The organism is Frankia sp. CgMI4, from assembly GCF_001756285.1.
GTDB lineage: Bacteria > Actinomycetota > Actinomycetes > Frankiales > Frankiaceae > Frankia > Frankia casuarinae.
The window spans coordinates 1-25,162 of record NZ_MAQZ01000049.1 but is presented as its reverse complement, the minus strand read 5'-3'; the positions used below and the strand labels follow the sequence as shown (position 1 = coordinate 25,162).

Here is a 25,162-nt window from a genome sequence, read left to right as displayed (position 1 = left end):
TCCTCAGCGGTCTCGTTCGGTCACGAAGCGCGCGAGGGCCAGCAGTTCCGCCTCGATCTCGGCGGGCATCGACAGCGAGCGGAGCACGTTCTCGCAGGCCTTCAGCTGGCCGTCGGCCTCGGCGGTGGTCCAGTCCCGCCCGCCGGCCCGCTCGATCAGGTCCGCGATGTGCGTCAGCTCCGCCTCGGTGGACTCCCCGGTGCCGGTGAGGAACGCCCGCAGCTCCTCGGCCGCGGCTCCGCCGGCCTCCAGGGCCACCACGACCGGCACCGACTTCTTGCGGGAACGCAGGTCCGACAACACCGGCTTGCCGGTCACCGAGGGATCACCCCAGATACCAAGCAGGTCGTCGATGAGCTGGAACGCGGTGCCGAGCCGGGAGCCGTACTCGGCGAGGGCGTTGACCATGTCGTCACCGGCCCCGGCGAGCACGGCGCCGAGGGAGGCCGAGCAGGCCAGCAGCGCGCCGGTCTTGCCGTCCTCCATGTGCAGCGTCTCGGCGACGCTGACGTCCGACCGTTTCTCGAACATCAGGTCCTCGGCCTGGCCACGGACGAGGTCCTGGACGCCCGCGCCCAGGATCAGCGCCGCACGACGGCCGGGCTCCCCCTCGACCTCCAGCAGGACCTGGGTCGCGAGGCCGAGCAGCGCGTCCCCGGCGAGGATCGCGCCGTCGGCACCGAAGATCGTCCAGGCCGTGGGCCGGTGGYGGCGCTCGGTGTCGCCGTCCATAAGATCGTCGTGCAGCAGCGAGAAGTCGTGCACCAGCTCGACGGCGACCGCTGCCGGCAGCCCGGTCTCCGCCGGGGCGCCGGCGGCCTGCGCCGACAGCAGCGCCAGCGCCGGGCGTACCAGCTTGCCCCCGCCGCCGGACRGTGGCGCGCCCTCGGCGTCGACCCAGCCGCGGTGGTAGGCGACGACGTGACGAAGTCGTGGGTGGAGCCGATCCACCGTGGCGCGCAAGGCAGGCACGGTGAGGGTCCGCCCACGCTCGATCGCATCCGGAACCGTCATGGTCATACCGGGAATCCCCCTGTGGATGTGTGCCTTGGCTGGCCGGACGGAAGCGGCCGGACGACCGCCGCCGATCCGGCGGGAACCGCGTTGTCCCCTCGTGGATCCTGTGGATCCCGCACCTGCGCGGCCGTGGCGCCGCCGCCCGGTGCGCTCACCGATTCAGTGCCTACCGGTACCGACTCACCCACCTGCTCGGGGAGCCGTCCGTCCGTCCTTCGGGCCTGCGGGCCCGGCCCGCGTGGCTCGTTGACGTCGACCCCCATACCGGCCAGGTTCTCACGGACAGCAGTGAGTCCGCTACGCACGGCCGACTCCATGGTCGCCGGCCATCCGGTGTCGGTCCAGGTTCCGGCCAGGGCGAAGCCGGTCAGGCCGGTCGACGCGCCCGGACGCAACGCGAGCGAACCGGGCACCTGCCGGAAGGTCGCCGTACGTTCCCGAGTGACGAAAACCTCCAGTGGCCCGGCCGCCCGCGCGGCCGGGAACAGCCGGGCCATCTCCTCGACGAACAGGGTCCGCAGCTCGTTCGCCGGACGATCGACCCATGGCTCCGCCGCGGACTGCGACAGCGCCAGGTACTGGGCACCGGGCGGGCCGGCAGCGGCGAGCCCGGAGGAGACCGTGCGATCGAAGATCCATTGAATGGGCGAGTCGACCACGGCCAGGAACGGACCGTCGATCACCGGTCGAGGATAGATCATGTGCACGTTGATGATCGGCGAGTCGCCGAGCTCACGCAGCCGGGCCGCCTCGGGTTCGGCGCCGGCTGGCAGAAGGGACGCGGCGGCGGGCGGCGGCACCGCGAGCACGACCGCGTCCGCCCGCAGCACGCCGCGGTCGTCGGTGCCGGGCACCGCCGCGCCGCGACCGGTCCCGCCCGCGGTGACGGCCAGTTCCCATCCGCTGCCCGCGGCGGTGATGGACCGGACCTTCACCCCGGTGCGCACGTCGGCGCCGGCCGCGGTGAGCGTCTCCATCGCCGCGTCGCCGTGCAGTCGGGACAGGGGGACCTCGGCCCAGCCGAGGTCCCCGGCGGCGGCGCCCTCCAGCAGACCGGTCCGCACGACCTTGGCTGCGAGGCCGAGGGAGGCGTCGGCGGCGGGCACGTTCAGCGTCGCGACCGTCAGCAGTTCCCACAACGCCTTCGTCGCCGCGGGGCCCTGGCCGTGGGTGGACAACCAGGTGCCGAACGACTGCTCGTCCACCGCCGGGGAGCGCTGGTCGAGCCGCCCGAGCTGAAACGCCGCGAGCCCGGCCCGCAGCCGTTCGGCGATCGGCAGCGCCTGGTACCCCAGCAACGCCGGGGCCAGGTGCAGTGGCGCCGGCAGCGGGACCCTCGTCCGGCGCAGCCGGGTCCGGGTCAACGAGTCGCCGAGCAGCACCGGCACGTCCAGCCGGGACTGCAGGGTGGTCAGGTGTTCGACGCCGAGTCGCTGCAGCAGCCCACGGTAGGCCGTGCAGCACCGCATGAACACGTGCTGGCCGGTGTCGATCCACAGCTGCCCGCGCCGGAACGACGTCGTCGCCCCGCCGAGGCGGGGACGTGCCTCCAGCAGGGTCACGCGGGCCCCGCTGTCCACGGCCAGCAGCGCCGCGGCCATGCCCGCGAGCCCGCCGCCGACGACGGCGAGATGCGGGCGTTCGTCCGTCCGCCCGGCGGGCCGCGTCCCCCATGCCGGCGCGACGTCCGCACCGGCACCCGTGGTCATGCCGCCCTCATCTCGGGCCGCCCCGCGAGGCTGCGGGCGGCGACGACCGCCTTCTCCCAGCCGGGCAGCGCCAGCCGACGATCGAGCACCGCGGACGGATCGGTCTTGATCCGCCGGTTGAGCCGCAGGTAGATGCCGGCCATCGCCCCACAACAGGCCGCGCTGCGCCGGTCGAGCAGGTCGAGCAGGACGAGCCCACGCCCATACCACTCCTCCGCTCGCTGCGCCGACGTCCGCAGGTACGCGATGAGCGCGTCGGGGGGGCCGCCGAGGCGACCGGTCGCGTCCACCTCGAGTTCGACGCCGGCGGCCTTCAGCTCCTGGCGCGGCAGGTAGATCCGGCCGCCGAGCAGGTCCTCGCGCACGTCCCGGAGGATGTTCGTCTGCTGGAGTGCGACCCCGAGGGCGTCCGCGACCCCCGAGGCGTCGCGGTGGGAGGTGGCCCGCTCGCTGCCAAAGATGCCGAGCGAGAGACGCCCGATCGTCCCGGCGACCAGGCGGCAGTAGCCGACGAGATCGTCGAACGTGTCGTAGGTGGTGCCGCGCACGTCACTCTCGACCCCGTCGGYGAGTTCGATGAACGCCTCCAACGGGATCGGGAACCGGCGGGCGGCGTCGGCGAGGGCGACGAAGACCGGATCATCGGAGCTGTTCGTCCCCAGCTCCTCGACCTCCGCGCGGACCTGCGCCAGCCCGGCGAACTTCGCCTCCTCGGGAAGATCGCCGTCGCCGATGTCGTCGAGGCGGCGGGCGAGCGCGTAGACGGCGCTCAGCGCCCCCCGCTTCTCGGCCGGCAGCAGGCGAATGCCGTAGGAGAAGTTGCGTGCCGCCTCCTTGGTCACGGCCTCGCAGGCGGCATACGCCTCCGCCACGGTCGGCCGGCCCGCGGGGAACTGCGCCGCGGTACTCATCGAACCTCACCCATCTCCGGAAGAACGGACTGTGCTGCGGGGACGCCGGCCTGGGTACTCGTCGCGGCGGTGCCGCCGTGGGCTGTGGAACCGGAACCGGAACCGGAACCCGAACCGGAACCCGGCCAGGCCCCGGCCGCGCTGGTCGCGGTGGCGACGGCGGCCGCCGTGTGCGCCACCGCCGACGCTCCGGGAGCCAGCGACCGGGCCAGCGCCGCCAGCGCGAACTCGGCGACCCGTGGCTTCGTCGCCTTCGGTGGCCCACCGAGYACGTCGTAGTCGGCGCGCCGGATCGCGTCCAACGCCGCCCGGCCCCCGCCCACGAAACCGGCCAGGGCCAGCCGCAGCCGCCCGGGCACCATCGACACCAGGGGAGCGCCCTGGTCGATCACCGTACGGGCCCGAGCGACCTCGAAGGCCATCAGATGGCGCACGGCCGGACTCGCGACGGAAGCCCGCAGATCGGCCTCGGTCACCCCGAAGGTGTCCAGATCCTCCAGCGGCAGGTAGATCCGGCCGGCGGCGAGGTCCTCGGCCACGTCCTGCCAGTGCTCGGCGAGCTGCAAGGCGGTGCACACCCGGTCCGACAGCACGACCCGGTCGGGGGTCGCCAGCCCGAAGACGCCCAGCACCATCCGTCCGATCGGATCGGCCGAGAGCGTGCAGTAGCGGACCAGGTCGTCGAAGGTCTCGTAACGGGTGACCCGCTGGTCCTGCCGGTTGGCCTCGACGAGGCGCTGGAACGGTTCGGCGGGCAGGTCACAGTCCCGCACGGTCCGCGCGAGCAGGCGCAGGACCGGCAGCTCCGGCTGCCCACCTGTCCAGATCACCTCGAGGTCCGCCGACAACCGGTCGAGCAGGGCGAGCCGGTCGCCGGCCGCCTCGTCGCCGAGGTTGTCGACGAGCCGGCTGAAGGCGTACAACGCGTTGAAGTGGAAACGAACCGCCGCGGGCAGAACGAACGGCGAGACCGGGAAGTTCTCCGCCGGGGCGGCGCGCAGCAGCTGCTCGGCGGGAGTTGCCAGGCCCGTCGCGGCCGRCTGGGCAGGCGTGCGTGATGGGCTGGTTCGGGCGTCGATGGCTGTCATACGCCTCTCCTTCGATGGCGGTCTGCACTACGGACGCGGTCGGGTCGGATCCCGCATCCCCGGATGCCACGACCGGCGCGGACGTACCCGCAGAGCCCGGGTTCGGAAGGCTCTTCGGAAGGCTCCGCGGTGGGGGTGGCTGCCCGGGTCTCGCCGAGGCGATCAGGATGCGGATCGCACCGGGTGGTCATGGGCACGATCAGCGCGGGCCGGTACGGGAGATGGGCCGGCCCTGGGCCGGTATCGGGATGAGCTCCGCCTGGCCGGCCCCCTTCGGTTGGTCCTCACAGGTCCGTGGGCGGAATGATGCTCCGGCGGCACCACCTGGGCGGCCTGCGGCCGGTGGCCGCCCGTCGGCCGCGGCACTCTCATCGTCGGTGTCGCTCACCCCCAGGGCCGGTCGGAGAGCCGGAAGCGGCCGGGTAGACCACGCCGCGGATCATCCGAAGACACCCGCCAGCCTGCGGTAGACCGACGGGATCGCACCGTGGACCCRCACCGCGCCGAGTAACCAGCGTGGCACCCAGATCTCAGCGTCGCCGCGTCCGGTGGCCGCCAGCATGCGCTGCGCGACAAGCCCGGCCGGTATGGGCCGGGGCCAGCGACGGACGTAGGGCGCGCCACGGCGGTGGAAAAATGGTGTGTCGACGACACCAGGTAGACACAGGGTCACCGTCACACCGCGACCGGCAACCTCGGACCGCAACGCGTCGGCGAAACCGAGCAGAGCGGCCTTGGTTGCGGAATAGGCGACCTCACCGCGCACTCCCAGCGCGCCGGCGATGCTGCCCACCAGCAGGATGCGCCCCTGGCCGCGGTCGAGCATGGCCGGCAACATGGCCCGGACCAGCATCATCGGCGACAGCACGTTGACCGTGACCAGCTCCGCGATCGCGGCCGGGGACATTACCTCGAACGGGCCCGCCGCCCCGAGGCCTGCCGAGCACACCAGCAGGTCGACCTCGCCGAGAAGCTCGGTCGCCCGGGAGGAGACCATCAGTTCCGAGCCGGGACTAGACAGGTCGACCGCGATCCGGTGCCCCTCGGTCGCCGCGGCCACCTCGTCAAGCGCGGCCCCGTTGCGACCGACCAGCAGCGACCGGCATCGGTCCGCGGCCAGCAGCAGCGCGGCCTCCCGGCCGATACCGCTGGATGCTCCCGTGATGACGGCGGTCCGGGGCGGCCAGGTCGAGACGACCGAGCCGGCCCGTAGGGCCAGCCCGGTGAGAGATGTAGACACTCCGTTACCGAAAGCGGGGCGAGACCGGGTGCTCACGACACACCGCTTCCGGTCATTCCCCTCACGCCGTTCTCCCCCGCGGGCACTGGTTGCACGTCACCTACAACTTTCCCTACTCGTCGCCCCGCGTTGCGAGGTGGTCCGACCGAAGGTGATTCGGTGTGGTCCGCTGGCACGAACTCRCCGGCCKGATCGTTGCGTCGGCCACCCTGGCGGGCGGCACCGATCCGAACAGCCACTGCTCATCTCATCAACGCCGGGCTCCGGATCCGCGGCGCGTTGGTAACTCCGCGCCACCGGGCTCACGACTGCCACCATTCCACCGTCCCGTCGCCGGATCGTCCATGGTCAGATGGGCGACATCGGACGGCGGGGGCCTAGCGCGACTCCRGACTCCCTATCACACTCCCTCATCCCGACCGTCCGGCGTCGCCCGATATGACAGCGGTCCGATCGATTCGGAATCTGCTCTCGGAGACCTTCTTCCGGGGACTTCGAACTGGCTCCACATCGACGACTGGGTATTGCGGACTATTTACAACCGCATTGCCTCCGGAGGAAGGACGCGCCGACGACACCTTGCCGACTCGATGCCGGTACACGGCGTCAGGGTCATGGTCGGCCTGCTCCGACGCCAACACCCTCCCGTCAGTCCGATCCGGTCACCACAGGATCACCGGTCGCGACGGAGGCAAAGCCGCCGAGACCTACCTCCGGCGGCAGATGTGTCGACCCGTCCGCGGCGTGCGCCGGACAGGCGGAAGGCTCATCATCCAAACGCTGATCCATCCTCCACACGCGACCACCCTACCGCCCCAGACAAACAAGAGCGAAAGCGGCATTTGCCACGACCAAATAGACGGACCACCATCTACGAACGTCTGAAGAGTGAGATGAGGCACATGAACCGCGAAGGTGGGTGGATACGAAGGGGTGATGCACCGGATCGCTCACGGTCCGGCGCATACAGTCGTCAGTGGAGCCGGACGGAGGCCAGGTCCGGCGCGGGAGACCGGTGAGGCGCCGCGGCCTCCCGGCACGCGGGACGTTCTTCGTGCGCCGGGCAGGATGTCTCGACCGGACCCGCGTCGGCGACCGGAGCATCCCGTGACCCGGTCAGGTCAGCACCGGAGGGAGACCTGTCACTTTCATGCCCCTCATCACCCACCGCGCCGCAGCCGCCGGAACCAGCGGCGGAGACGGAGACGGAGTCGGCGGGATCGTCACCGAGAGCGGCGAGGGCGGCAGCCACGATCTCCCCCTGCTCCGCGGCGGAGACCAGCGGGGTGAATGTCCTCGATACCTGCGAGACAAGGACCCGGATGCGCTCGGAGCAGGTGACCGCCTCGCCCGCGCCGCTGCGGCGCTCCTCGTCGGCGCTGGTGGACTGCCTGGCGGCGGCCTGGGCACGTTCGATCGCCATCCCGATGATCCCCCCCCGCAGGGATCCGACCGCGCAGTACGCGCGCAGCAACCCGAGATGGGTGGGAGCCGGCCCCGCGAGCCCGTGCACGAGGGCCTGCTGCAGGGACAGTATGTCGCTCTTGCCGATCTTACGGTGAATCACCGAAGGGTCGTCGGCGAAGACGAGCAGCACGCCACCGGGGCCCGCCAGCGCCTCGACGAATCGCTCGATGATGATCCGGGGGGGCGGCGGCGGGGACTGCCGAACGAGATCGACAAGTCGACCCAACTCGGACACGAAGGGCTCCAGCAGAGCGTCGAGGATCGACTCCTTCGACGGAAAGTGGTAATAGAGCGCCGCCTTCGTCACTCCCAGCCGCTCGGAGATGTCCCGCACCGAGGTGCCGGCATACCCCTGTTCGCTGAAGAGGCTCATGGCGGCGGCGAGGATCCGCGATCTGGTATCGCCCCGTGGATCGAGCGATGCCGGATCGGGCGATGTCGGCTCGGTCATGGCGGCCATACACCCCCCCGATCGAGTCCGCGACGGATGTTACCCTCAACTCTACCTACTGAACGACCGGTAAGTTTCTCGGTAGCAATCAGCAGCAAATCGTCAGCATGACGTCGCAGGTAGCGACACCACCGATCACCAACGCCCGAGGGGAAACCGTGGCCTCGCTCGCCCGCTGGTGCTTCCGGCACCGTCGGCTCGTCCTGTTCCTGTGGATCGTCGCGCTGCTCGGGCTCGGCGGCATCAGCCAGGTGGCCGGAAGTAGTTACAAGGACGCCTTCTCCCTGCCCGGCACCGATTCGCAGAAGGCCATCGACCTCCTGCAACGCGACTTCCCGGCGGCGTCGGGAGACAGCGCCACCATCGTGCTGCACAGTGACAAGACTCGTATCACCAACCGTGCCATCTCCGATCGGGCCAGCGAGATGCTCGGCGAGCTCRCCAAGGTCCCGCACGTCACCGGGATCACGAGCCCATACGGGCCGCGGGGCGCCGCCCAGATCAGCAAGGACGGGCACACGGCCTTCGCGACCGTCGACTTCGACCTGCAGGGCATCGAGCTGCCCAAGGACGACATCCAGCGGTTCGTCGACACCGCTCGAGGCTACGGCGGCGACGACCTGCAGGTGGAGGCGACCGGTCAGATCGTCTCGATCATCGAGCAGCAGCAGCAAAGCTACAGCGAGCTGATCGGCATCATCGCCGCGGCGATCATCCTCTTCGTCGCCTTCGGCTCGTTGCTGGCCGTCACTCTGCCCCTGATCACCGCCATCATGGCCCTCGGGGTCGGCAGCATCCTGATCATCCTGCTCTCCCACATCCTCACGATCGCCGAGTTCAGCCCGGTCCTCGCGACCTTGATCGGACTGGGCGTCGGCATCGACTACGCCCTGTTCATCGTCAACCGGCACCGCATCGGCCTACGCGCAGGCAAGAGCCCGGAGGAGGCCACGGTCACYGCGGTCAACACCTCCGGGCGCGCCGTGCTCTTCGCCGGCATGACCGTCTGCATCGCGCTGCTCGGCATGTTCGCGCTCGGCGTGAGCTTCCTCTACGGCGTGGCGATCTCGGCGGCGGTAGCCGTGGCGATGACGATGACCGCGGCCGTCACCCTGCTGCCGGCCCTGCTCGGCTTCTACGGCATGAAGGTGCTCAACCGGCGCGACCGGCGCAGGCTGGCTGAGGAGGGCCYGGTGCACGAAAGCACCTCGGGCTTCTGGTGGCACTGGGCGAAGCGGCTGGAGGGGCGGCCCCAGTTGTTCGCGGTGGTCAGCGCGGTGGTCATCGCCGTCATCGCGATCCCGTTCCTCTCGCTGCGGCTCGGCTCGTCCGACCTCGGCAACGGCGACACCGCCAAGACCACCAAGCGCGGCTACGACCTGCTGGCCGAGGGCTTCGGACCGGGGTTCAACGGTCCGTTCAGCATCGTCGCCGAGATCCATTCGCCGCAGGACACGGCAAGCCTCCGCGCTGTGGTGGCGGCGGCCCGCGCGACACCAGGCGTCGCCTCCGTCTCGGCCCCGCGGCCGAGCCCAAACGGGCAGGCGGCGATCGCCACCCTGTACCCGACGACGAGCCCGCAGGCCGAGGCGACCTCGAAGCTGCTCAACCAGCTGCGCGACCACGTGATCCCGCAGGCGAACCAGGCCGGCACCGGCATCTACGTCGGCGGCATCACGGCCACCTTCGAGGACTTCTCCAGCACGCTGTCGGGCAAGCTGCCGCTGTTCATCGGGATCGTGGTTCTCCTCGCCTTCCTGCTGCTGGTAGCGGTGTTCCGCAGCCTGCTGGTCCCGTTGACCGCCTCGCTGATGAACCTGCTCGCGGTCGGGGCGRCCTTCGGCGTGGTCGTCGCGGTGTTCCAGTGGGGCTGGGGCGCATCGCTGTTCARCATCAGCGGCGGCCCGGTCGAGGCGTTCATCCCGGTGATCCTCTTCGCGATCCTGTTCGGCCTGTCCATGGACTACGAGGTGTTCCTGGTCAGCCGGATGCACGAGGAGTGGACCGCGCGCCGGGACAACCGGATCGCCGTCTCGCTCGGCCAGGCCGAGACCGGCCGGGTCATCTCCGCGGCTGGCGCGATCATGATCCTGGTCTTCGCCTCGTTCATCCTCGGTGACGAACGAGTGATCAAGCTGATGGGCCTCGGGCTCTCGACGGCGATCCTCATCGACGCCTTCATCATCCGGACCGTGCTGGTGCCCTCGCTGATGCACATCTTCGGCACGGCGAACTGGTGGGTGCCGGCCTGGCTCGACCGGGTCCTGCCGCGGATCTCCGTCGAGTCCGCCGAGGATCTGGAGGAGATCCGGCACACCCCGCTGCCCGAGGACGCCGTCGCGGGCCGTCCCGCGGCCGGGGGGCCGGTCCGCCCGCTTCCCGGGCAGGCAGCCCGCGAGGAGCGGAGCTCACGCACCGGCGAGCCCATGCGCTGATCTTCACGGGACCACCCGAAACACTGCGGGACCACCCGAACAGTGACAGCCCGCGGGGCGTCCGCCTGGCCGGCGGGCGCCCCGCGGCGCTTGGCCTGCCGGGATCGGCCAGGATGGTGAGCCGGCCGAGGACACGTTCGTCGCCATCGAAGGAACCACGAGCGCGACCGCGACGGTACTGGGCACGTTGTTCCCCTGTGCCCGGGCCCGGTTGGGGGCGTGGGTGCGCAACCGTCACGCCAAACCGGCGGTGCGCCGGATCCTCACCGAGACGCCGGCGGTCATGCCTCCATCACCTCGTTCGCCAAGCTGGACATCATCACCGCACCACATGCGGGTGGCCCCGCGAGCACCTGAGCCGCGCCCGCGCCCCGAGCATCCGGTTCACCGAGCGACGCGACGCTCACCGAACCACCGACGGACTCGGGAATCTGATTACCGAACTCCAGATATCCGCTACGCTGCGGCACCCCCCGCAGGGCCGCGGCGGCACGGACCCGTCGCGCGTGCGGGGACGGCAGCAACCCGCCCACCTCGTCCACGGAGACGAACGCGCAGTTGATGATCTCGTCCATGTCCAGCCGGATGCGCTCCCGCCATGAGGCAGGCAGCACACCGCCGTCGAAGACGAAGGCCAGCATCTCGCTGTCGAGCCACCCGTCGTTAAGACATGGCGCCCAGTCGATCGCGAGCAGACCACCGATCGGTGGGGCGATACCGAGCTCCTCGGCGACCTCCCGTACGCACGCCGAGTAGGGCGATTCCCCCGGTTCGACAAAGCCTCMCGGAATGTCCCAGCCCGGCTTGTACGACGGTTCAACGAGCAGTATGCGGTCTTCTTCATCGAAGAACAGGACACCCGCCGCAGCGTAGGGTCGCGCCATCGGAGGTCGGTTCAAGCTCGCCTCGGTGCCGTGGTCAGGACGCTGCCGTGGGGTGGCCGGCGGCTTCGAGGACATCGCCGACCGCAGCATCAGACCGTCACCGGGTACGCCGRCCGGGTCCGACAGAGCCCGGTCGACTAGGGAAAAGTCAAGATCCTTCTTCATATTATCACACACTTCACATAGTACTGACGAACGGAATTGATGTTCCTGCCGCCGAGTGGTGGGCGACGCGGTGGACCACTAACGATAGGCGACCACGAAGGGACGCGACCCGCCAGCGTTTCGCGGAACTAAGGTAAAAATAATAAAGACGAACCGGCAAGGAGGGCGGGTGCGGTTACCCCGCCGATCCATATCCGCAACRCGGACCGGACGACGATACGACAGAAAGAATTGTGTCGATAGCGGTCGGTGACAGAGATGACCGGTCAACGCGGAACGGACCGGGAGAACGGGCCGAGGCGGAGCGCGGACCGGCCGTCTTCACCCACCTGCGCCGGCCGGCCGCCGAATGGGTCTCCCCCACGGTGATGGACGACCTCGCGGCAAGACCGGCCGCCTCCCTCGCGGCCGCCTCCCTCGCGGCCGCCTCGGAGTGACGGACGGCGCACCGCAACTCATCGAGAGCTGAGGGCTGCATCTGGACGCCCGTCGGCGGGTATCCGTTCCTCCGAAGGGAGACCGCTTCCCCCGACGGGGGATTCCCGGCCGACCGCAGGAGGTGGATGAGGTGGATCAGGTGACGCCGACCCCGAGCAACCTGAAGATCGTCGTGGTGGKAGCCACGGGGAATGTCGRCACGAGCGTGCTGGCAGCCCTCGGCCGGTCGGCCGAGGTCGGCTCCCTGGTCGGGGTGTCCCGCCGCACCCCGACATGGACGGCGCCGAAGACCCGGTGGGCACAGGCCGATGTCGTCACGGACGACCTCGCCCCGCTGTTCCAGGGCGCCGACGTCGTGATCCACCTGGCCTGGTTGTTCCAACCCACCCACAACCCCTTGACCACATGGCGGACCAACGTCCTGGGATCCATCCGCGTGTTCGAGGCCGTTGCCCGAGCCGGCGTGCCCGCGCTGGTGCATGCCTCGTCGGTCGGCGCCTACTCGCCCGCCGCCCGGGAAGGCATCGTTGACGAGGGATGGCCGACCCACGGCTGGCCCGAGGCCGCCTACACCCGGGAGAAGGCGTATCTGGAGCGGGTCCTCGACACCTTCGAACGTGACTATCCGGGCATCCGGGTGGTACGGCTGCGGCCCGGGTTCATCTTCAAGCGGGAGGCCGCCAGCCAGCAACGGCGCCTGCTCGCCGGGCCGTTGCTACCCGGCCGGGTGGTACGGCCGGCAGCGGCGCCCACGCACCCCGCGACGGTCCCCGTGCTGCCGGATCTGCCGGGGCTACGCTTCCAGGTGGTGCACTCCTCCGACGTCGCGGACGCCTACCGGTTGGCGGCCCTGACCGGGGCCCGCGGCGCCTTCAACATCGCGGCCGACCCGGTGGTCGACGTACCCCTGCTCGCCGACATCCTCAATGCGAGAATCATCCGGATGCCGGCCGGCCTGGCCCGGGGCGCTCTGGCTACCGCCTGGCACCTGCATCTGGTGCCCGCCTCCCCGCAGCTCTTCGACGCCGTCCTGCATCTACCGATCATGGACACCACCCGGGCCCGGACGGAGCTCGGCTGGTCGCCCCGCCACGACGCCCGCGCCGCGATCGGCAGCTTCCTCACCGGCCTGCGCGAGGGCGCGGGCCTGCCCACACCCCCGCTCACGCCAAGCACCGCGCGGAGCCGGTGGGAAGAGGTCCGCACCGGCATGGGGCAGCGGGCCTGACGCGGGGCGCTACCCCYGTCGTAGGGGTTGACGGCCTGTTGGCGGTGGTCACGGTCGTGCGGCGACTGTGTGAGGCCCGGGCCGAGGTGGGCGAAGGAGGTATGTGGTGTCCGCAGAGGCTGCCGTGCCCCCCAGAGCCAGGAAGCACCGGCGAGCGTGCCGTCTTGGGAGGCGTTCCCGGAGGTGAACCGGGTGGTCGTCGGGCGTCTGCTGGGGGATGTGGACGGTGTCCACAACCCGGCCGAGTACAACGACCGCGTDCTCCTTGTACTCCTCGGTGAATCTGCGGCGTGTCGCGCCCATCRCTCGCTCTCCCGACGGATCGGACAGCTAATCCGGGTGTCCACCGAAGCGGGAACGGTCCAGGCGTCGCTCATCCACCGAATCCGGACGACAGACAGGGCAGGCCACAGTTGGRCTCCGTCGCGATGGGGGCGTGGCGGGAAGCATCAGCTGTTACGCGCGGTCTCCGAGCCTGTGATCCGCCTGAGCAGTGGAAGGGTCGAGGTGATGATTCCCAGCGCCGCGGCCAGACCGAGGACGACGAGCGTGTAGTACGCCTCGCCTGGCAAGATCAGATCGTATTTCATCTGGGATTTCAGGAACATGGCCGCCGCCGCGAAGCCTGTCCCGATCGCGAGGGCGGCTCCTGCCAGCAGCGGCAGCGCGCTTTCCAGGCCGATGACTCGTTGCAACAGCCGTAGGGGCGCGCCGGTGAGCCGCAGGATCGCGAAGGGGCGCCTGCGTTCGGACAGGCCCGCGACGATGCTGACGGCGAGGCTGGCGCCCGCGATCGGCAGGGTGGTCAGCAGCACCACGTTGGCCAGCTGGCGCCAGCTGGCCAACTCCTGTTGCTGGTGGGAGCCCCAGTCGTTGACCGTCCGGGCCATGTAGTTCGGGTAGGTCCTGGTCAGCAGGGTCCGGGTCTGCTCCATGGCCGCCGTCGACCCGTCGGTGGTCACGTAGAGCATCTGTACGGGCAGCGTGGCGGCCTGCTCCCGGGAGATCGCGGCGGAGGGCCACTGCTTGACGTTGTTCGACTGGACGTCGAGGAACGTGAAGAGCGGGACGGCCGCGACGCCCACCCCGGGTGGGCAGCGGCCGATGACCGGGATTTGCACCAGGTCGGTGCAGACCACCAGGCCGGGCGCCCATGGCCGGGGATCCGCCGGGTCCATTCCGATCCTGTGGGGGTTGGCGTGGACGATGCCGAGGCCCCGGAAGCCCGGGACTGCCCGGATGTCCGCGAGGAGCCGGTCCGGCACGGCGCCTGTCATCGGCGGGTCACCGGGCTGCGCACCGTCCACTACCGCGACCCGGGTCTGCGGATCACCGCTGAGCACCCCGCGGTTGTGGTTGATGGTTCCGATGACACTGACCGTCGCCGTGGTGACGAACAGGGCCAGGACCAGTCCGCTGACCGAACGGAAACCAGCCTTCGGGTCGTCCGCGAGCCGGCGCGCCGCGATCAGAGTCGCCGGACGGCTGGTACGCCGTGCGACTACCCGGGCGGCGGCCATGGTGAGCCACGGCCCCCCGACCACCAGGCCCAGCATCACCAGCAGGAAGCCGCCGAGGTAGGCCGCTGTCTGACCGTTGGTGGTCGCCGGGCGGCGATCGACGAAGAAGGCAAGTTCCCCGAGACCGGCCAGCAACGGGACCGGCCGCCAGGCCCGGGGCGGACGTGGGGTCACCCGGCGGGTCACGCCCAGCGGGGAGATGATGACCCGGCGCAGCGCGATACGAGCCGCGATCGCCGCTGCCACCGGGACACCCAGGGCGACCCCCAGAGTCTGGGACGCGGTGAGAGTCAGATCCTCGGCGAAGAAGCGGCTGCCGGTGAACGGCACGGTGGCGAGTACCGGGCGCAGCGCGAGGTAGAGGCCGAAGCCGGCGGCTGTGCCAGCGGCGGCTGCCAGTGCGGACTCGACCGCTGCGATCAACGAGATCTGCCCGGGAGTGGCGCCGACAAGTCGCATCGCGGCGTACCGCTGCTCCCGCGTCGCGGCGGACAGGCGGGTCGCAGTCCCGACGAAGATCAGAACCGGGAAGATCAGCGCGGCGGCCACCACCGAGAGGATGAGGGTCATGGCGTCACCGCGCACGCCCTCGCCGAGACATGCATCGTCGCAGGCGGGCGGCAGCGTGCCGGCGATGGTGGTGACCGCTCGTGCCCCGGGCGCGGCCTTGACCTCGGCCGGGGCGCGGCCGATGACCGCCACCAGCGAGTCCGGAGAGGCAAGCGCGGCGTTACCGATCCTGCCGACCATCCGGCCCGGGATGCGGTCGCCCAGCTGGGCCGCCGGGGTCTCGCGCAGCAGCGTGGCAAGCGCCGGCGAGGCGTAGTACTCGCCGGGGGCCGGAAGCCTGCGCAGACCCGGCGGGACGGGTGAGGTCGGTCCGGTGGCTGCGACGTCCACCTCGATGAGCGACCTGCCGTCGTAGAAGTCGCGGTGGGCCCGCCACCACAGAGGGTCCACCGAGGCCGTCTCGGTCCGGCTGGCAGCGCCGGTGTTGTACCAGAGTTGCCGGGCGTTCGACCGGTCGACGGCGCCCAGGCTGGCGAGCGTGGACAGCAGCAGCCCCACGCCGATGGCGACGGCAGCGATGATCATCACAAGCCGGGCGAGGGCGTGGCGGCCGCCACTGACGGCGAGGCGGAACGCGAAGGGGATCACGGGGCGATCCGTTCGGCCGCGAATGTGCTGGCCCTGCCGTCCCGGACGACGGCCTCCCGGTCGGCGTAGGCGGCGACCCGGGGCTCGTGGGTGACCAGGATGACGGTCGTGCCCTGCTCGCGGGCCGTACCCACCAACAGTTCCATCACCTGTTCGCCGGTGAGCGAGTCGAGTGCGCCGGTCGGCTCGTCGGCGAAGAGCACCTGGGGCCGGGCGACCAGGCCACGGGCGAGCGCGATGCGCTGCGCCTGGCCTCCCGACAGTTCGCCGGAACGGCGCCGCTGCATGCCGTCCAGGCCGAGCCGGGCGAACCAGGGCCGGGCCTGGGCGAGTGCTCCTGCCCGGCTGGTGCCGCCGAACAGCAATGGCAGAGCGACGTTCTCCTCRGCGGTCAGCTCGGGGACGAGCTGACCGAACTGGAAGACGAAGCCGAAGGTACGCCGGCGCAGTTCGCTGCGCCGGGCCTCGTTCATGGTGTCGATTCGTCGGCCGTTGAAGTGCACCTCCCCCGAGTCGGGGGTGAGGATGCCGGCCAGACAGTGCAGCAAGGTGGACTTGCCGGAACCGCTCGGGCCCATGATGGCGAGCACCTCGCCGGCATCGACGGTCAGGCTGGCGCCACGCAGGGCAGGGGTCTCACCGAAAGTGAGCGCAAGATCGCGGGCCTCGATCAGGACGGTCATGAGCGCACCACCTCGGCGATCGCGCCCAGCCGAGCCGTGGTCAGGTCGATCCAGCGCAGATCGGCTTCCAGATGGAACAGTCCGTAGTCGGCGAGCAACGCGTCGACGAGCGGGCCGGTACGCCGTAGCTCGGTCAGCTCGCGCATCCGCCGCAGGTGGGCAGCGCGCTGCGCGTCGAGGTACTGCTGGGCGTCGCGGCCGAGCATCAGCGCCAGCACGACCTTGGTGAACAGCACCGTCCGCAGGGAGGGTTCGGGCGCCACCGGCTCGGTCAGCCAGCTCTCGAACTCCRTCGCCCCTGCCTCGGTGATGACGTAGCGCTTGCGGTCGGGCCCGTCGCCGGGCTCCGCCTCRCCGACCATGACCTTGCCGTCGCGCGCCAACCGGCCGAGCGTGGCGTACACCTGCCCGAACGGCAGTGGCTTGCCTCGGCCGAAGAACTCGTCGTAGACGCGCTTGAGGTCATAGCCGTGACTCGGCTCCCGCTCCAACAGCCCCAGCAGGGTCAAAGGAACACTCACGAGGGCACTGTACGCTAGGAATATACTTCAAGTGTATACCTCGCGAGGATGCGGCGGTGGCCTGCGGCGAAGCGGACACCGGCATCGCTACAGAGGTGCAGGACGGGATGAAGTCGCCGGTGTGACCGGGGTCAGGTTCCCATCGTCGCCCGGCAGGCAGCCGCGTAGCYGCCAGTAGCGGGTCAGCAGCTCCGTAGTCGGCTCCGCTACGTCATCGCAATCTTTGGTGATCTCCGGACGTAGCGCGCCGCGGACAGATGGAGTTCCCAGACCGTGCCACCACCGCCGATGACGCCATGATCCCACCGCCCTGCCACCGGATCGCGCCCGCAAGGTCCCGGAGGCTCACCCAGGAGACCCACGCCCCGGCTACACCACCTGACCACCCCGGGCCAGCTCCACGCCGGCCGGACGGGGGGCTCGGGGGGTCGCCCCCCGGAAAACATCGCGGCCCGCCGGGAAGCCGACCAAAGGTCGGCAACCACGACGGGCCAGCTTGTGGACCTCCTCCGGAGATACTCCAACCCCTCTTGTGGGTACCTCCGCGATCTTCGGACCCTCTGCACCGTCCTAGACGAAGTCGACGAAGGCCCTCAGCCCGGCTTGCCGGGCAACACCGGCCGCGGGCGTCGTCCCACCGTGCGCAAGGTCACAGAGCGGCTCTCCCCCGCTGACATCGAGTCCCTGATCGATCTCTACCGGGCGGGCACGACCGCCCAAGCGCTCGCGGAGAAGTTCTCGATCGGCCCGACCTCCGTGAAGGTCCTGCTGCGCGAGCGGGGCGTACGACGAGGCGGCACCTCACCAACAGCAACCTGACCCGGCCGCGGAAGCCCGGCTGCCCTCGTGGCGGCCGGGCTTTCTGCTGCACCAGCAAGGTCAACTAAACAGGAACCACACCCATGGAACACGCACCATCACACGAAAGGATCATCAACCAGGAAGGCGCCCCACCCGCCGAGCAGTCATACGACGAGCGCCTGATCAGCCGAGGCATCGAGGCCGCCGCCCAGGAGAAGCGGCCCATCGACGACCGCACCGCGCGCTACATCGCCGGACAGCTGCACGGTGGTCAGGTCAGCGCCCTCTACAGCCTGGCCAGCACCGGCAACATTATCGAGGACACCGTCTACCACGAGTTGTACGAAGACCTCGAATCCCAGACGCCGGAAGTCGCCTCGTGGGTCGAAGCGCTGCGAACCTACTGCCAGGCCAGGCCCGACAAGGGTCCGGTGAGCGGCTGGGCCGAGCACGCCGCTCTCCTTGACCGCATCGAGGCCACGCGGGAGCGCACGCGGATGCTCGGCGGGATCGCCGTCGCCCCCGAACTGGCCGAAGCCGACGAGACGTCCAGGAAAGATCATTTCCTGCATCCAGACCGACTGAACGAACTGTTCGGCGAACCGCCGGACGAGGAGATCGGCCGCGCCGAGGAGCTGGGCTGGTTCGGCCTGATCGTCGACCACGGCACCGGCGGCGGCACGATCATCTCCCAGGACGAGCAGGGCTTTCGGTACGTCTGGGAGACGGAGGACGGTGAAGCCCTCGACCAGCGGTGGGAGGCCGTCCTCCGGGAGTACCGACGCTACGAAGACGCTCTTGTCCAGCTCGAACGACACGAGCAGGACGACCGGTGCGAACGGGTCGGCTACGCCTGCCCGGAGTGCGAAGAGCAGATCATCGAACACTCGGTCGGACTTGACGAGTCCACCTGGACGCACCAGGACGGCGGACCGCTGTGCCCCGTCGTCGGAGACGGCGGCTACCAGCCGGCGCAACCAGGCCTCTGGCGGGACGGCGAGATCGTGCCCCTGGCTGAGCAAGCTGACGGGGACGACGCCTAAGGTGACGGACCCCGCGTCTACGTGGCCAGCCTCGCCGACTACACCAACGGCGAGCTACACGGCCGCTGGATTGCCGCTGATCATGATGTCGAAGACCTGGAGGGCGCCGTTGCCCGCATCCTGGCGACCTCACCAGCCCGGCGGCACGGCGAGGYGGCCGAGGAATGGGCCATCCACGACTACGAGGGCTTCGATGAGGAGGTCACGTCCACGCTGGGCGAGGGCCGTCGCTACGACCGTTTGACCCCGCCACCGTTCAATCTTGGTGCAGGGTCCCGAAATCACTGTCCGCCCAGTCGCCAAGCGGCTCCTGACCAGGGACGATGCCCAGTGAGTCTCCGACCGACAACATCATCCACCGAGCCGAACATGTGTTCCGTGGCTCTGGTGGGTCCGGACACCGCGGTCCGTCTGGTGACCGCGATCATGGGCACGGTCGAGCTGGAATCCGGATGGGGACCGGTCGTCACTCAGCCGCCGGTGATTTCCTGACGCCAGGCGGAGAAGAAGTGGCGTAGCCGGTCGGCGGCCGGGCCGGGCAGCCCCAGGTCGTCGTCGGTGAACCGGCCGATGGTTCCGATCATGTCGGCGAACACCCGCAGGTCGAAGCCGCCATCCTGGGCCTGGGCGAGGTGGACGAGCTCCTCCTTGGCGAAGACGTTCACCAGGTCGTACACGTCGGTGAAATCACGCGCCTCGGCTCGGCCGAACAGAGCGAGGGTCTTGCGGGCCGCCAGGTCGTGGGCGCTGAGTGTCGGGCCGAGTTCGGTGAGGGTGGGTGGTTCGTCCGGCGGGCTGTCGACGCCAAGATCCACGATCAATACCTCACCATCTGTCTCGACGACAAGTCTGGCGAAGCTGTCCGTGAGCTGGACCCGCCGAACGGCCCAGCCCTGCGAAGCCGCTGCGCGTTCGAACGCCGCCGCCGTGTCGGGGATCGATGCCGTGGGCGGGAGGGCGGTGAACAGATCGACGTCGCGGGTTTCGCGGTCGACGAGATCACGCACGATGAGCGCGGCGCCGCCCGCGACCGCGAAGCCCGCGCTCTCGGGCAGCCCGAAGAAGATCCGCGCAACCGCCCGCTGCAACGATGTGATCATCTGAAGGCAGCCCGTTCCCAGGCGCGCCGGATCGGGGCGGGAAGGACGAGCTCCGGCCAGGCGTCGGCGAGCAGTGCCCCGTCGACGTAGGCGAGGATGTCATCCGCCGTCCCCTCTCGCAGGACGATCTCGTACAGCCTGTGGCGCTGTCGGYGGTCGGCGAGGTCGTAGGTCCGGTCGGGGTTGGACCAGTTCAGATGGACAGGCAGGCGCACCCGTGCCAACGCCTGCCGTATCGGGAGCCGAGGCAGCCGATCCGGCACGGTGAACGGTCGCCCCCGCCCGTCCACCACGACCTCGAACGAGGGCACCGGCACCGCGTCGAGCCGGAAGCCCGCCGCCGCCAGCAGACGCGTCGCGGTCTCCAACGTCGGTGACTTCACCCCGTGCTCATAGGCCGCCAACGTCGGCCGTGACGTGCCCGCCCGCCGCGCGAGCTCAGCCCCGGACAGGCCCGCCTCCAGCCGCGCGGATTCGATCAGTCGGCCTGTCAGCGAATCCGCCATRCCCCCTCCACTGCGACCCCCTCCGCTACGGTCCTCTCCATCACGACACCAAACGTATCCGATGAGATACGCTACCCGTCTTTCGGTCCGTCCGCCGGCTCATTCGGCGTGGACCGTCATAAGCCACGCCGCCAGGCGGCCCGACGCGCCMGGGAGATGGCCGAGTAGGCCGTCAGGTCGATGTCCGAAACCGGTGAGGAGGGCTCGCAGCTGCGGATCRCTGATCGCATCGGTCAACGCACGGGTGAGGCGGTCAGCGCCGAGTATCTGGATGTCCCGGGTGTGAAAGCGGCGCGGCGCAGGGTCGACAGGCTCAGCCAGACCCAGCCGGTTCGTGACGTCGGCGAGGTGACTGGCCGCGGCACACAGCGCCGCCTCACGCTCCCGCCACCGCATCGCGCGCAGCGCACGGTGAAGGTACCGACCGACCTGGCCGCCGAGGGCCAGCTGCGCGAACGCGGTCATCAGCCACTTGTTGTACGGGGCCCACCGGCATTCGAGCAGAAACCCGATCCGGGCAAGGTCACGGGCCACCCGGGCCGCAAGCACGCGCGAGCCAAGATCGTCGTCCCGGCCGCCGGCGCGGCCGACGAACGGCTCCTCCTGGCTGACCCGCAGCCAGCCGGCCGCCAGGACATAGCGCCAGACATCATCGGGATACCAGGCCAGCGCCCGGCGCCGCGCGGTAAGAAGAGCGAGCGGGTCATGCAGAACCACGCCGCCCGTGAGACTCGCCAGGATCTGCGTCGGCGCCAACAGCCAGTCCGCCAGACCCATCCCGTCGGCGGGGTCGACACCGAGTCGATCGACGAAGAACGCTCGCGTGGTCGTCACCTCCACCTGGTGGTGCGGCCGGCCGTCATGTCGGTCGCTGTCCGGATAGATGACCGGGAAACCCTCGAACCGAGCCGGCAGCCTCTCCAGCGTGACGTTGACCGGCTCGGTGTCAAAGCCCGGCGGGACGAACAACTGCACACGAGGGCCGAAATCGTGGTCCGGGGAGACCTCGTCATCGAAACCGAGCACCTCGGAACCCTCACCGAGCAACGCCGCGGCATGAGGCACACCCGGCACCAGCGGCCGAACCGCCAACAGATCGCGCCCGCGGGGTTCCCGGAGGCTCGCCCCAGGAGGCCCCGGCCTTGGCCCACCCGGACACCACCGAACAGCCGCCCACCAGATCCATGCCGGTCGCACGGGGGTCCGGGGGTCCCTCCCGGAAAACATCGCGGCCCGCCGGGAGGCTGACCAAAGGTCGGCAACCACGACGGGCCGGCTCGTGGAGCTCCTTCGGAGATACTCCAACCCCACCACTGGCTATCTCCGCGATCTTCGGACCCTCTGCGCCGTCCTGGACGAGGCCGACGAGGATCCTCAGCCCGGCTTGCCCGGCAAGACTGGCCGCGGACGCCGACCCACCGTGCGCAAGGTCACAGACCGGCTCTCCCCCGCCGACATCGAGTCMCTGATCGATCTCTACCGGGCCGGTGCGACCRCCAAGGCGCTGGCCGAGAAGTTCTCGATCGGCCCGACATCCGTGAAGGTCTTGCTGCGCGAGCGGGGCGTACGACGGGACAGTACTCCAGCTACATCAACCTGACCGGCTGCGGAAGCCCGRCTGCCCTCGTGGCCGCCGGGCTTTCTGCTGCATCAGCAAGGTCAACTAAACAGGAACCACACACATGGAATACGCACCATCACACGAAAGGATCATCAACCAGGCAGACGCCCTACCCGTCGAGCAGTCATACGACGAGCGCCTGATCAGCCGAGGCATCGAGGCCGCCGCCCAGGAGAAGCGGCCGATCGACGACCACACCGCGCGCTACATCGCCGGACAGCTTCACGGCGGTCAGGTCAGCGCCCTCTACAGCCTGGCCAGCACCGGCAACATTATCGAGGGCACCGTCTACCACGAGTTGTACGAAGACCTCGAATCCCAGACGCCGGAAGTCGCCTCGTGGGTCGAAGCGCTGCGAACCTACTGCCAGGCCAGGCCCGACAAGGGTCCGGTGAGCGGCTGGGCCGAGCATGCCGCCATCCTTGATCGCATCGAGGCCGCCCAGGAACGGGCGCGGATGCTCGGTGGGATCGCCATCGCCCCACAGCTGACCGGCAGCGACGAGGGACCGGGAAACGATCATGTCCTGCATCCCGACCGACTGGACGAACTGTTCGGCGAACCGCCGGACGAGGAGATCGGCCGGGCCGACGAGTTGGGCTGGTTCGGCCTGATCGTCGATCACGGCACCGGCGGTGGCATGATCATCTCTCAGGACGAGCAGGGCTTTCGCTACGTCTGGGAGACGACTGACGGCGAAGYCCTCGACCAGCGGTGGGAAGCCATCCTCCGGGAGTACCGCCGCTACGAAGACGCCCTCGTCCAGCTCGAACGACACGAGCAGGACGACCGGCGTGAACGGGTCGGCTACGCCTGCCCGGAGTGCGAAGAACAGATCATCGAGCACCCGGTCGGGCTCGACGAGTCCACCTGGACGCACCAGGACGGCGGGCCRCTGTGCCCGGTCGTAGGGGGYAACGGCTACGAACCGGCCAAGCCGGGCGTCTGGCGAGACGGCGAGATCGTGCCCTTGGCCGACGAAGCCGACGGTGATGATGCCTAAGGTGATGGACCCCGGGTCTACGTGGCCAGCCTCGCCGATTACATCAACGGCGAACTACACGGCCGCTGGATTGCCGCTGATCGTGATGTTGAAGACCTGGAGGGCGCCGTTGCCCRCATCCTGGCGACGTCGCCGGCCCGGCGGYAGGGTGAGGCGGCCGAGGAATGGGCCATCCATGACTATGAGGGCTTCGAGGAGGAGGTTACGTCCAGCCTGGGTGAGTGGCCGTCGCTCCAGGATCTGAGCCAAGTGGCCAAGGGCATCGCCGAGCATGGCCTGGCGTACGGCGCGTGGGTGGYGTACGTGGGCCGCGCGAGCGATGAGCTGGCGGACCGCTTCGAGGATTTCTACCGCGGCGAGTGGGGATCGATTACGGATTACGCCGAAGACTACCTCCGGGAGACGGAAATCTACCGGGTCCTCGACGAGTTGCCGGAATATATCAGTCACTACGTCAGCATCGATGTGAAGCAGTATGCCGAAGACCTGACGAGCACGATGCACGTGGCGGATACGCCGGAGGGTGGGGTGTGGGTGTTCAGCGTCTCGTAGAGAGAAGAAACCACTGATCACCCAGACCGCCGCATCTCCTAGAACGTTGCCCGCTGGTAGTTAGGCCGGATGCCCAGCCGCTGGCTAAACTCGTCGGCGATTTCCTTACAGCTCTGCCAGGCCCACTCGGCGCAACCGTGGCCGAGGACGCGATCAGGGAAGAGATTGCCAGTGCCAGCCATCAGTTTGTTGTGCGCGAAGCGCTGCTGGGTCGCGAAATCTGCATCAAGCTCGTGGGGAGTATGTGAACCGAGCGAACGCACCTTGTAGTGCACCAAGGCGTTGCGAAGCTTAATCACCAGATTCACGTCCTGGTAAGGCTGCTGGCCGGCAGGGAACATCGCCACATCGGCTGCATCGAGGATCACATTTAGTTTTGTCAGCGTCTTCGCCCTCTCAAGGTTCCCTCCGTTCCACAGCCATCGCATCCGAAACTTGGCATCGTCCGAAAGTGGAGCAGTGTAGGCGTCTGGGTGGCCGTCGTGCCCATCGACGACGTCGAGGAAAATCTCGTTGACGAATGCCTCAAGGAAAAAGCACGAGGAAGTGATGGCGTTTACCACAAACGCGCGGTGCTGGGCGTTGAAGATCGGCCCAGTTGTAGCGTCTTCCAAGCGACCGGCTTCTTCGGCGAAGAGTTGCGCGCTGAAGAGATAGTKCGAGGAGAAGTAGCTGCGCGTTGTGACAGACAAACTACTGGATGTTGTGGCAGCCAAGGCGGCGCGTGCCTGAATGACGGCGGGCTCCTCGGYCAAGATCCGATCTCCTTCTGCTCGACGCTGYCTCCGGTGCGTCCGGGATGCGTGGCATCCTACGTCCACAAGATCCACTCCAGCCGAGTGCGAAGAGGTCCGGGCGTACGTCGAGGCGCAGGCCCATGACGATGTTGCCCAYCTGGAGAAGGCCGCTTCGGAGCTGGTCGGCCTGAACCGACACGAGATCTGGGACGTTCACTGCCAGGGGAGCCGTTGGTGGGTCGTGACGAATATGACCAACCTCTACTCCCAGACGGACTTCAAGAGCCGGGATGTGGTGCTCACCTTCCACGTCGGGCTCATGACCCGACTCGTGCAGCAGCAGGAGCGGGACACGCCTGTGACACCGGACGCGGCGGCCATGCTTCCTGGCTCGTGGCGGCGCTGGGAGCAGGCATGGGAAACGTTCGACGCCGGAGACGAGGCCGAAGATTTCCAAGCCGTCGGCGCCGCCCGCCTGACGTGTAAGCAAATCCCAAGTTTACGCCCGCGGGCTGCTGACGTCCAGCAAGGCGCGAACGCGCATCTTCGGCCCCAATCCTACCGCTTCCTTGACGATCTTCCAGAAAGCATCCGCCACTACGTCAGCATCGATGTCGAGCAGTGTAAGTATTCGGCGATGGCGTGGAGGGGCTGGTTCCGCCGTGTGGCGGTGTCGTGGCTGTGGCGGGAGTCGGGCGGARTGTCCGCGGGATGCTGGTGGGGGGTTGTGGGCTCTTCGTGATACGTCGGGTGTAGTTCCTGATACCGAGGACGCTGGTGATGTGTCCTGGGTGGTGTGTCTGTTCTGTCTGTCACCGATGATGTCACCGAGGTGGCGTACTGGCGTGGGCGTGCCGAGCGGGCCGAGGAGTGTGCGGAGAAAG

Annotated in this window: 23 protein-coding genes; 9 read left to right on the top strand and 14 right to left on the bottom strand. The window is 69.2% G+C overall.

The genetic code is table 11. The features are described 5' to 3' along the window. Positions 1–3: 3 nt before the first annotated feature. The 6 genes from Manayef4_RS06285 to Manayef4_RS06260 all read right to left on the bottom strand — a co-directional run bounded on the left by Manayef4_RS06285 (position 4) and on the right by Manayef4_RS06260 (position 7,883). Complete coding sequence (locus Manayef4_RS06285) at positions 4–1,020, bottom strand: polyprenyl synthetase family protein (RefSeq protein ID WP_070130958.1); 1,017 nt, start codon at positions 1,018–1,020, stop codon at positions 4–6. Beyond that, on the bottom strand, positions 1,017–2,726 hold the full coding sequence (hpnE, locus tag Manayef4_RS06280; RefSeq protein ID WP_011435274.1) for a hydroxysqualene dehydroxylase HpnE: 1,710 nt from the start codon (positions 2,724–2,726) through the stop codon (positions 1,017–1,019). Before hpnE ends, Manayef4_RS06285 begins: the two co-directional genes overlap by 4 nt. Next, positions 2,723–3,637, bottom strand: a complete 915-nt coding sequence (hpnD, locus tag Manayef4_RS06275) for a presqualene diphosphate synthase HpnD (protein WP_070130957.1) — start codon at positions 3,635–3,637, stop codon at positions 2,723–2,725. Before hpnD ends, hpnE begins: the two co-directional genes overlap by 4 nt. Then, complete coding sequence (hpnC, locus tag Manayef4_RS06270) at positions 3,634–4,725, bottom strand: squalene synthase HpnC (protein WP_070130956.1); 1,092 nt, start codon at positions 4,723–4,725, stop codon at positions 3,634–3,636. The genes hpnD and hpnC overlap by 4 nt, the downstream gene beginning before the upstream one ends. Positions 4,726–5,164: 439 nt before the next feature. Further along, positions 5,165–5,944 (bottom strand): SDR family NAD(P)-dependent oxidoreductase, encoded by a 780-nt coding sequence (locus Manayef4_RS06265; RefSeq protein ID WP_083282306.1) that lies wholly within the window; start codon positions 5,942–5,944, stop codon positions 5,165–5,167. A 994-nt stretch (positions 5,945–6,938) separates the two neighbouring features. Beyond that, positions 6,939–7,883, bottom strand: coding sequence for a TetR/AcrR family transcriptional regulator (locus Manayef4_RS06260; RefSeq protein WP_082456726.1), 945 nt, complete (start codon positions 7,881–7,883; stop codon positions 6,939–6,941). Positions 7,884–8,041: 158 nt separating this feature from the next. Here Manayef4_RS06260 and Manayef4_RS06255 point away from each other — a divergent pair, with 158 nt between their 5' ends. Then, positions 8,042–10,318 carry an MMPL family transporter gene (locus tag Manayef4_RS06255; RefSeq protein WP_070130954.1) on the top strand — a complete coding sequence of 759 codons (2,277 nt, stop codon included), beginning with the start codon at positions 8,042–8,044 and terminating at the stop codon, positions 10,316–10,318. Between the two features lie 281 nt (positions 10,319–10,599). On the opposite strand, the gene Manayef4_RS06250 is transcribed toward Manayef4_RS06255, so the two are convergent. Next, a complete protein-coding gene (locus Manayef4_RS06250; protein ID WP_254665488.1) occupies positions 10,600–11,202 on the bottom strand; it encodes an NUDIX hydrolase in 603 nt (200 codons plus the stop codon). Positions 11,203–11,600: 398 nt separating this feature from the next. Here Manayef4_RS06250 and Manayef4_RS06245 point away from each other — a divergent pair, with 398 nt between their 5' ends. Continuing rightward, positions 11,601–11,804: a hypothetical protein gene (locus tag Manayef4_RS06245; RefSeq protein ID WP_023841186.1), complete on the top strand. Its 204-nt coding sequence runs from the start codon at positions 11,601–11,603 to the stop codon at positions 11,802–11,804. A 131-nt stretch (positions 11,805–11,935) separates the two neighbouring features. Next, on the top strand, positions 11,936–13,033 hold the full coding sequence (locus Manayef4_RS06240) for an NAD-dependent epimerase/dehydratase family protein (RefSeq protein ID WP_070130992.1): 1,098 nt from the start codon (positions 11,936–11,938) through the stop codon (positions 13,031–13,033). A gap of 449 nt (positions 13,034–13,482) precedes the next feature. Here Manayef4_RS06240 and Manayef4_RS06235 read toward each other — a convergent pair whose 3' ends face one another. The 3 genes from Manayef4_RS06235 to Manayef4_RS06225 are packed head-to-tail and all read right to left on the bottom strand — an operon-like array spanning position 13,483 to position 16,915. Next, a complete protein-coding gene (locus tag Manayef4_RS06235) occupies positions 13,483–15,711 on the bottom strand; it encodes an FtsX-like permease family protein (RefSeq protein WP_011435266.1) in 2,229 nt (742 codons plus the stop codon). Next, on the bottom strand, positions 15,708–16,394 hold the full coding sequence (locus tag Manayef4_RS06230; RefSeq protein ID WP_011435265.1) for an ABC transporter ATP-binding protein: 687 nt from the start codon (positions 16,392–16,394) through the stop codon (positions 15,708–15,710). Before Manayef4_RS06230 ends, Manayef4_RS06235 begins: the two co-directional genes overlap by 4 nt. Continuing rightward, complete coding sequence (locus Manayef4_RS06225) at positions 16,391–16,915, bottom strand: PadR family transcriptional regulator (protein WP_070130953.1); 525 nt, start codon at positions 16,913–16,915, stop codon at positions 16,391–16,393. The genes Manayef4_RS06230 and Manayef4_RS06225 overlap by 4 nt, the downstream gene beginning before the upstream one ends. Positions 16,916–17,554: 639 nt before the next feature. Here Manayef4_RS06225 and Manayef4_RS06220 point away from each other — a divergent pair. The 3 genes from Manayef4_RS06220 to Manayef4_RS26570 all read left to right on the top strand — a co-directional run bounded on the left by Manayef4_RS06220 (position 17,555) and on the right by Manayef4_RS26570 (position 19,251). Then, on the top strand, positions 17,555–17,734 hold the full coding sequence (locus Manayef4_RS06220; RefSeq protein WP_035732570.1) for a helix-turn-helix domain-containing protein: 180 nt from the start codon (positions 17,555–17,557) through the stop codon (positions 17,732–17,734). Between the two features lie 83 nt (positions 17,735–17,817). Then, entirely contained in the window at positions 17,818–18,759 is a 942-nt protein-coding gene (locus Manayef4_RS06215; RefSeq protein ID WP_023841184.1) for a hypothetical protein, read from the top strand. Positions 18,760–18,780: 21 nt separating this feature from the next. Next, complete coding sequence (locus tag Manayef4_RS26570) at positions 18,781–19,251, top strand: antirestriction protein ArdA (RefSeq protein ID WP_070130952.1); 471 nt, start codon at positions 18,781–18,783, stop codon at positions 19,249–19,251. Here the strand turns inward: Manayef4_RS26570 and Manayef4_RS06205 are convergent. The 3 genes from Manayef4_RS06205 to Manayef4_RS06195 all read right to left on the bottom strand — a co-directional run bounded on the left by Manayef4_RS06205 (position 19,230) and on the right by Manayef4_RS06195 (position 21,391). Next, positions 19,230–19,847 (bottom strand): nucleotidyl transferase AbiEii/AbiGii toxin family protein, encoded by a 618-nt coding sequence (locus Manayef4_RS06205; RefSeq protein WP_157902412.1) that lies wholly within the window; start codon positions 19,845–19,847, stop codon positions 19,230–19,232. The genes Manayef4_RS26570 and Manayef4_RS06205 overlap by 22 nt on opposite strands. A gap of 8 nt (positions 19,848–19,855) precedes the next feature. Further along, positions 19,856–20,365, bottom strand: a complete 510-nt coding sequence (locus Manayef4_RS06200) for a helix-turn-helix transcriptional regulator (RefSeq protein WP_070130951.1) — start codon at positions 20,363–20,365, stop codon at positions 19,856–19,858. Between the two features lie 99 nt (positions 20,366–20,464). After that, the gene (locus tag Manayef4_RS06195; protein ID WP_023841181.1) at positions 20,465–21,391 is read right to left on the bottom strand and encodes a DUF4037 domain-containing protein; all 927 of its coding nucleotides are present in this window, start codon (positions 21,389–21,391) and stop codon (positions 20,465–20,467) included. A 656-nt stretch (positions 21,392–22,047) separates the two neighbouring features. On the opposite strand from Manayef4_RS06195, the gene Manayef4_RS06185 reads away from it, so the two are divergent. Further along, entirely contained in the window at positions 22,048–22,989 is a 942-nt protein-coding gene (locus Manayef4_RS06185; protein WP_070130949.1) for a hypothetical protein, read from the top strand. 21 nt (positions 22,990–23,010) lie between these two features. Beyond that, a complete protein-coding gene (locus tag Manayef4_RS06180; RefSeq protein WP_070130948.1) occupies positions 23,011–23,541 on the top strand; it encodes an antirestriction protein ArdA in 531 nt (176 codons plus the stop codon). 38 nt (positions 23,542–23,579) lie between these two features. Here the strand turns inward: Manayef4_RS06180 and Manayef4_RS06175 are convergent, their stop codons facing one another. After that, entirely contained in the window at positions 23,580–24,296 is a 717-nt protein-coding gene (locus tag Manayef4_RS06175; RefSeq protein ID WP_139140020.1) for a hypothetical protein, read from the bottom strand. A gap of 232 nt (positions 24,297–24,528) precedes the next feature. On the opposite strand from Manayef4_RS06175, the gene Manayef4_RS06170 reads away from it, so the two are divergent. After that, positions 24,529–25,020 (top strand): hypothetical protein, encoded by a 492-nt coding sequence (locus Manayef4_RS06170; protein ID WP_070130946.1) that lies wholly within the window; start codon positions 24,529–24,531, stop codon positions 25,018–25,020. Positions 25,021–25,162: the final 142 nt, after the last annotated feature.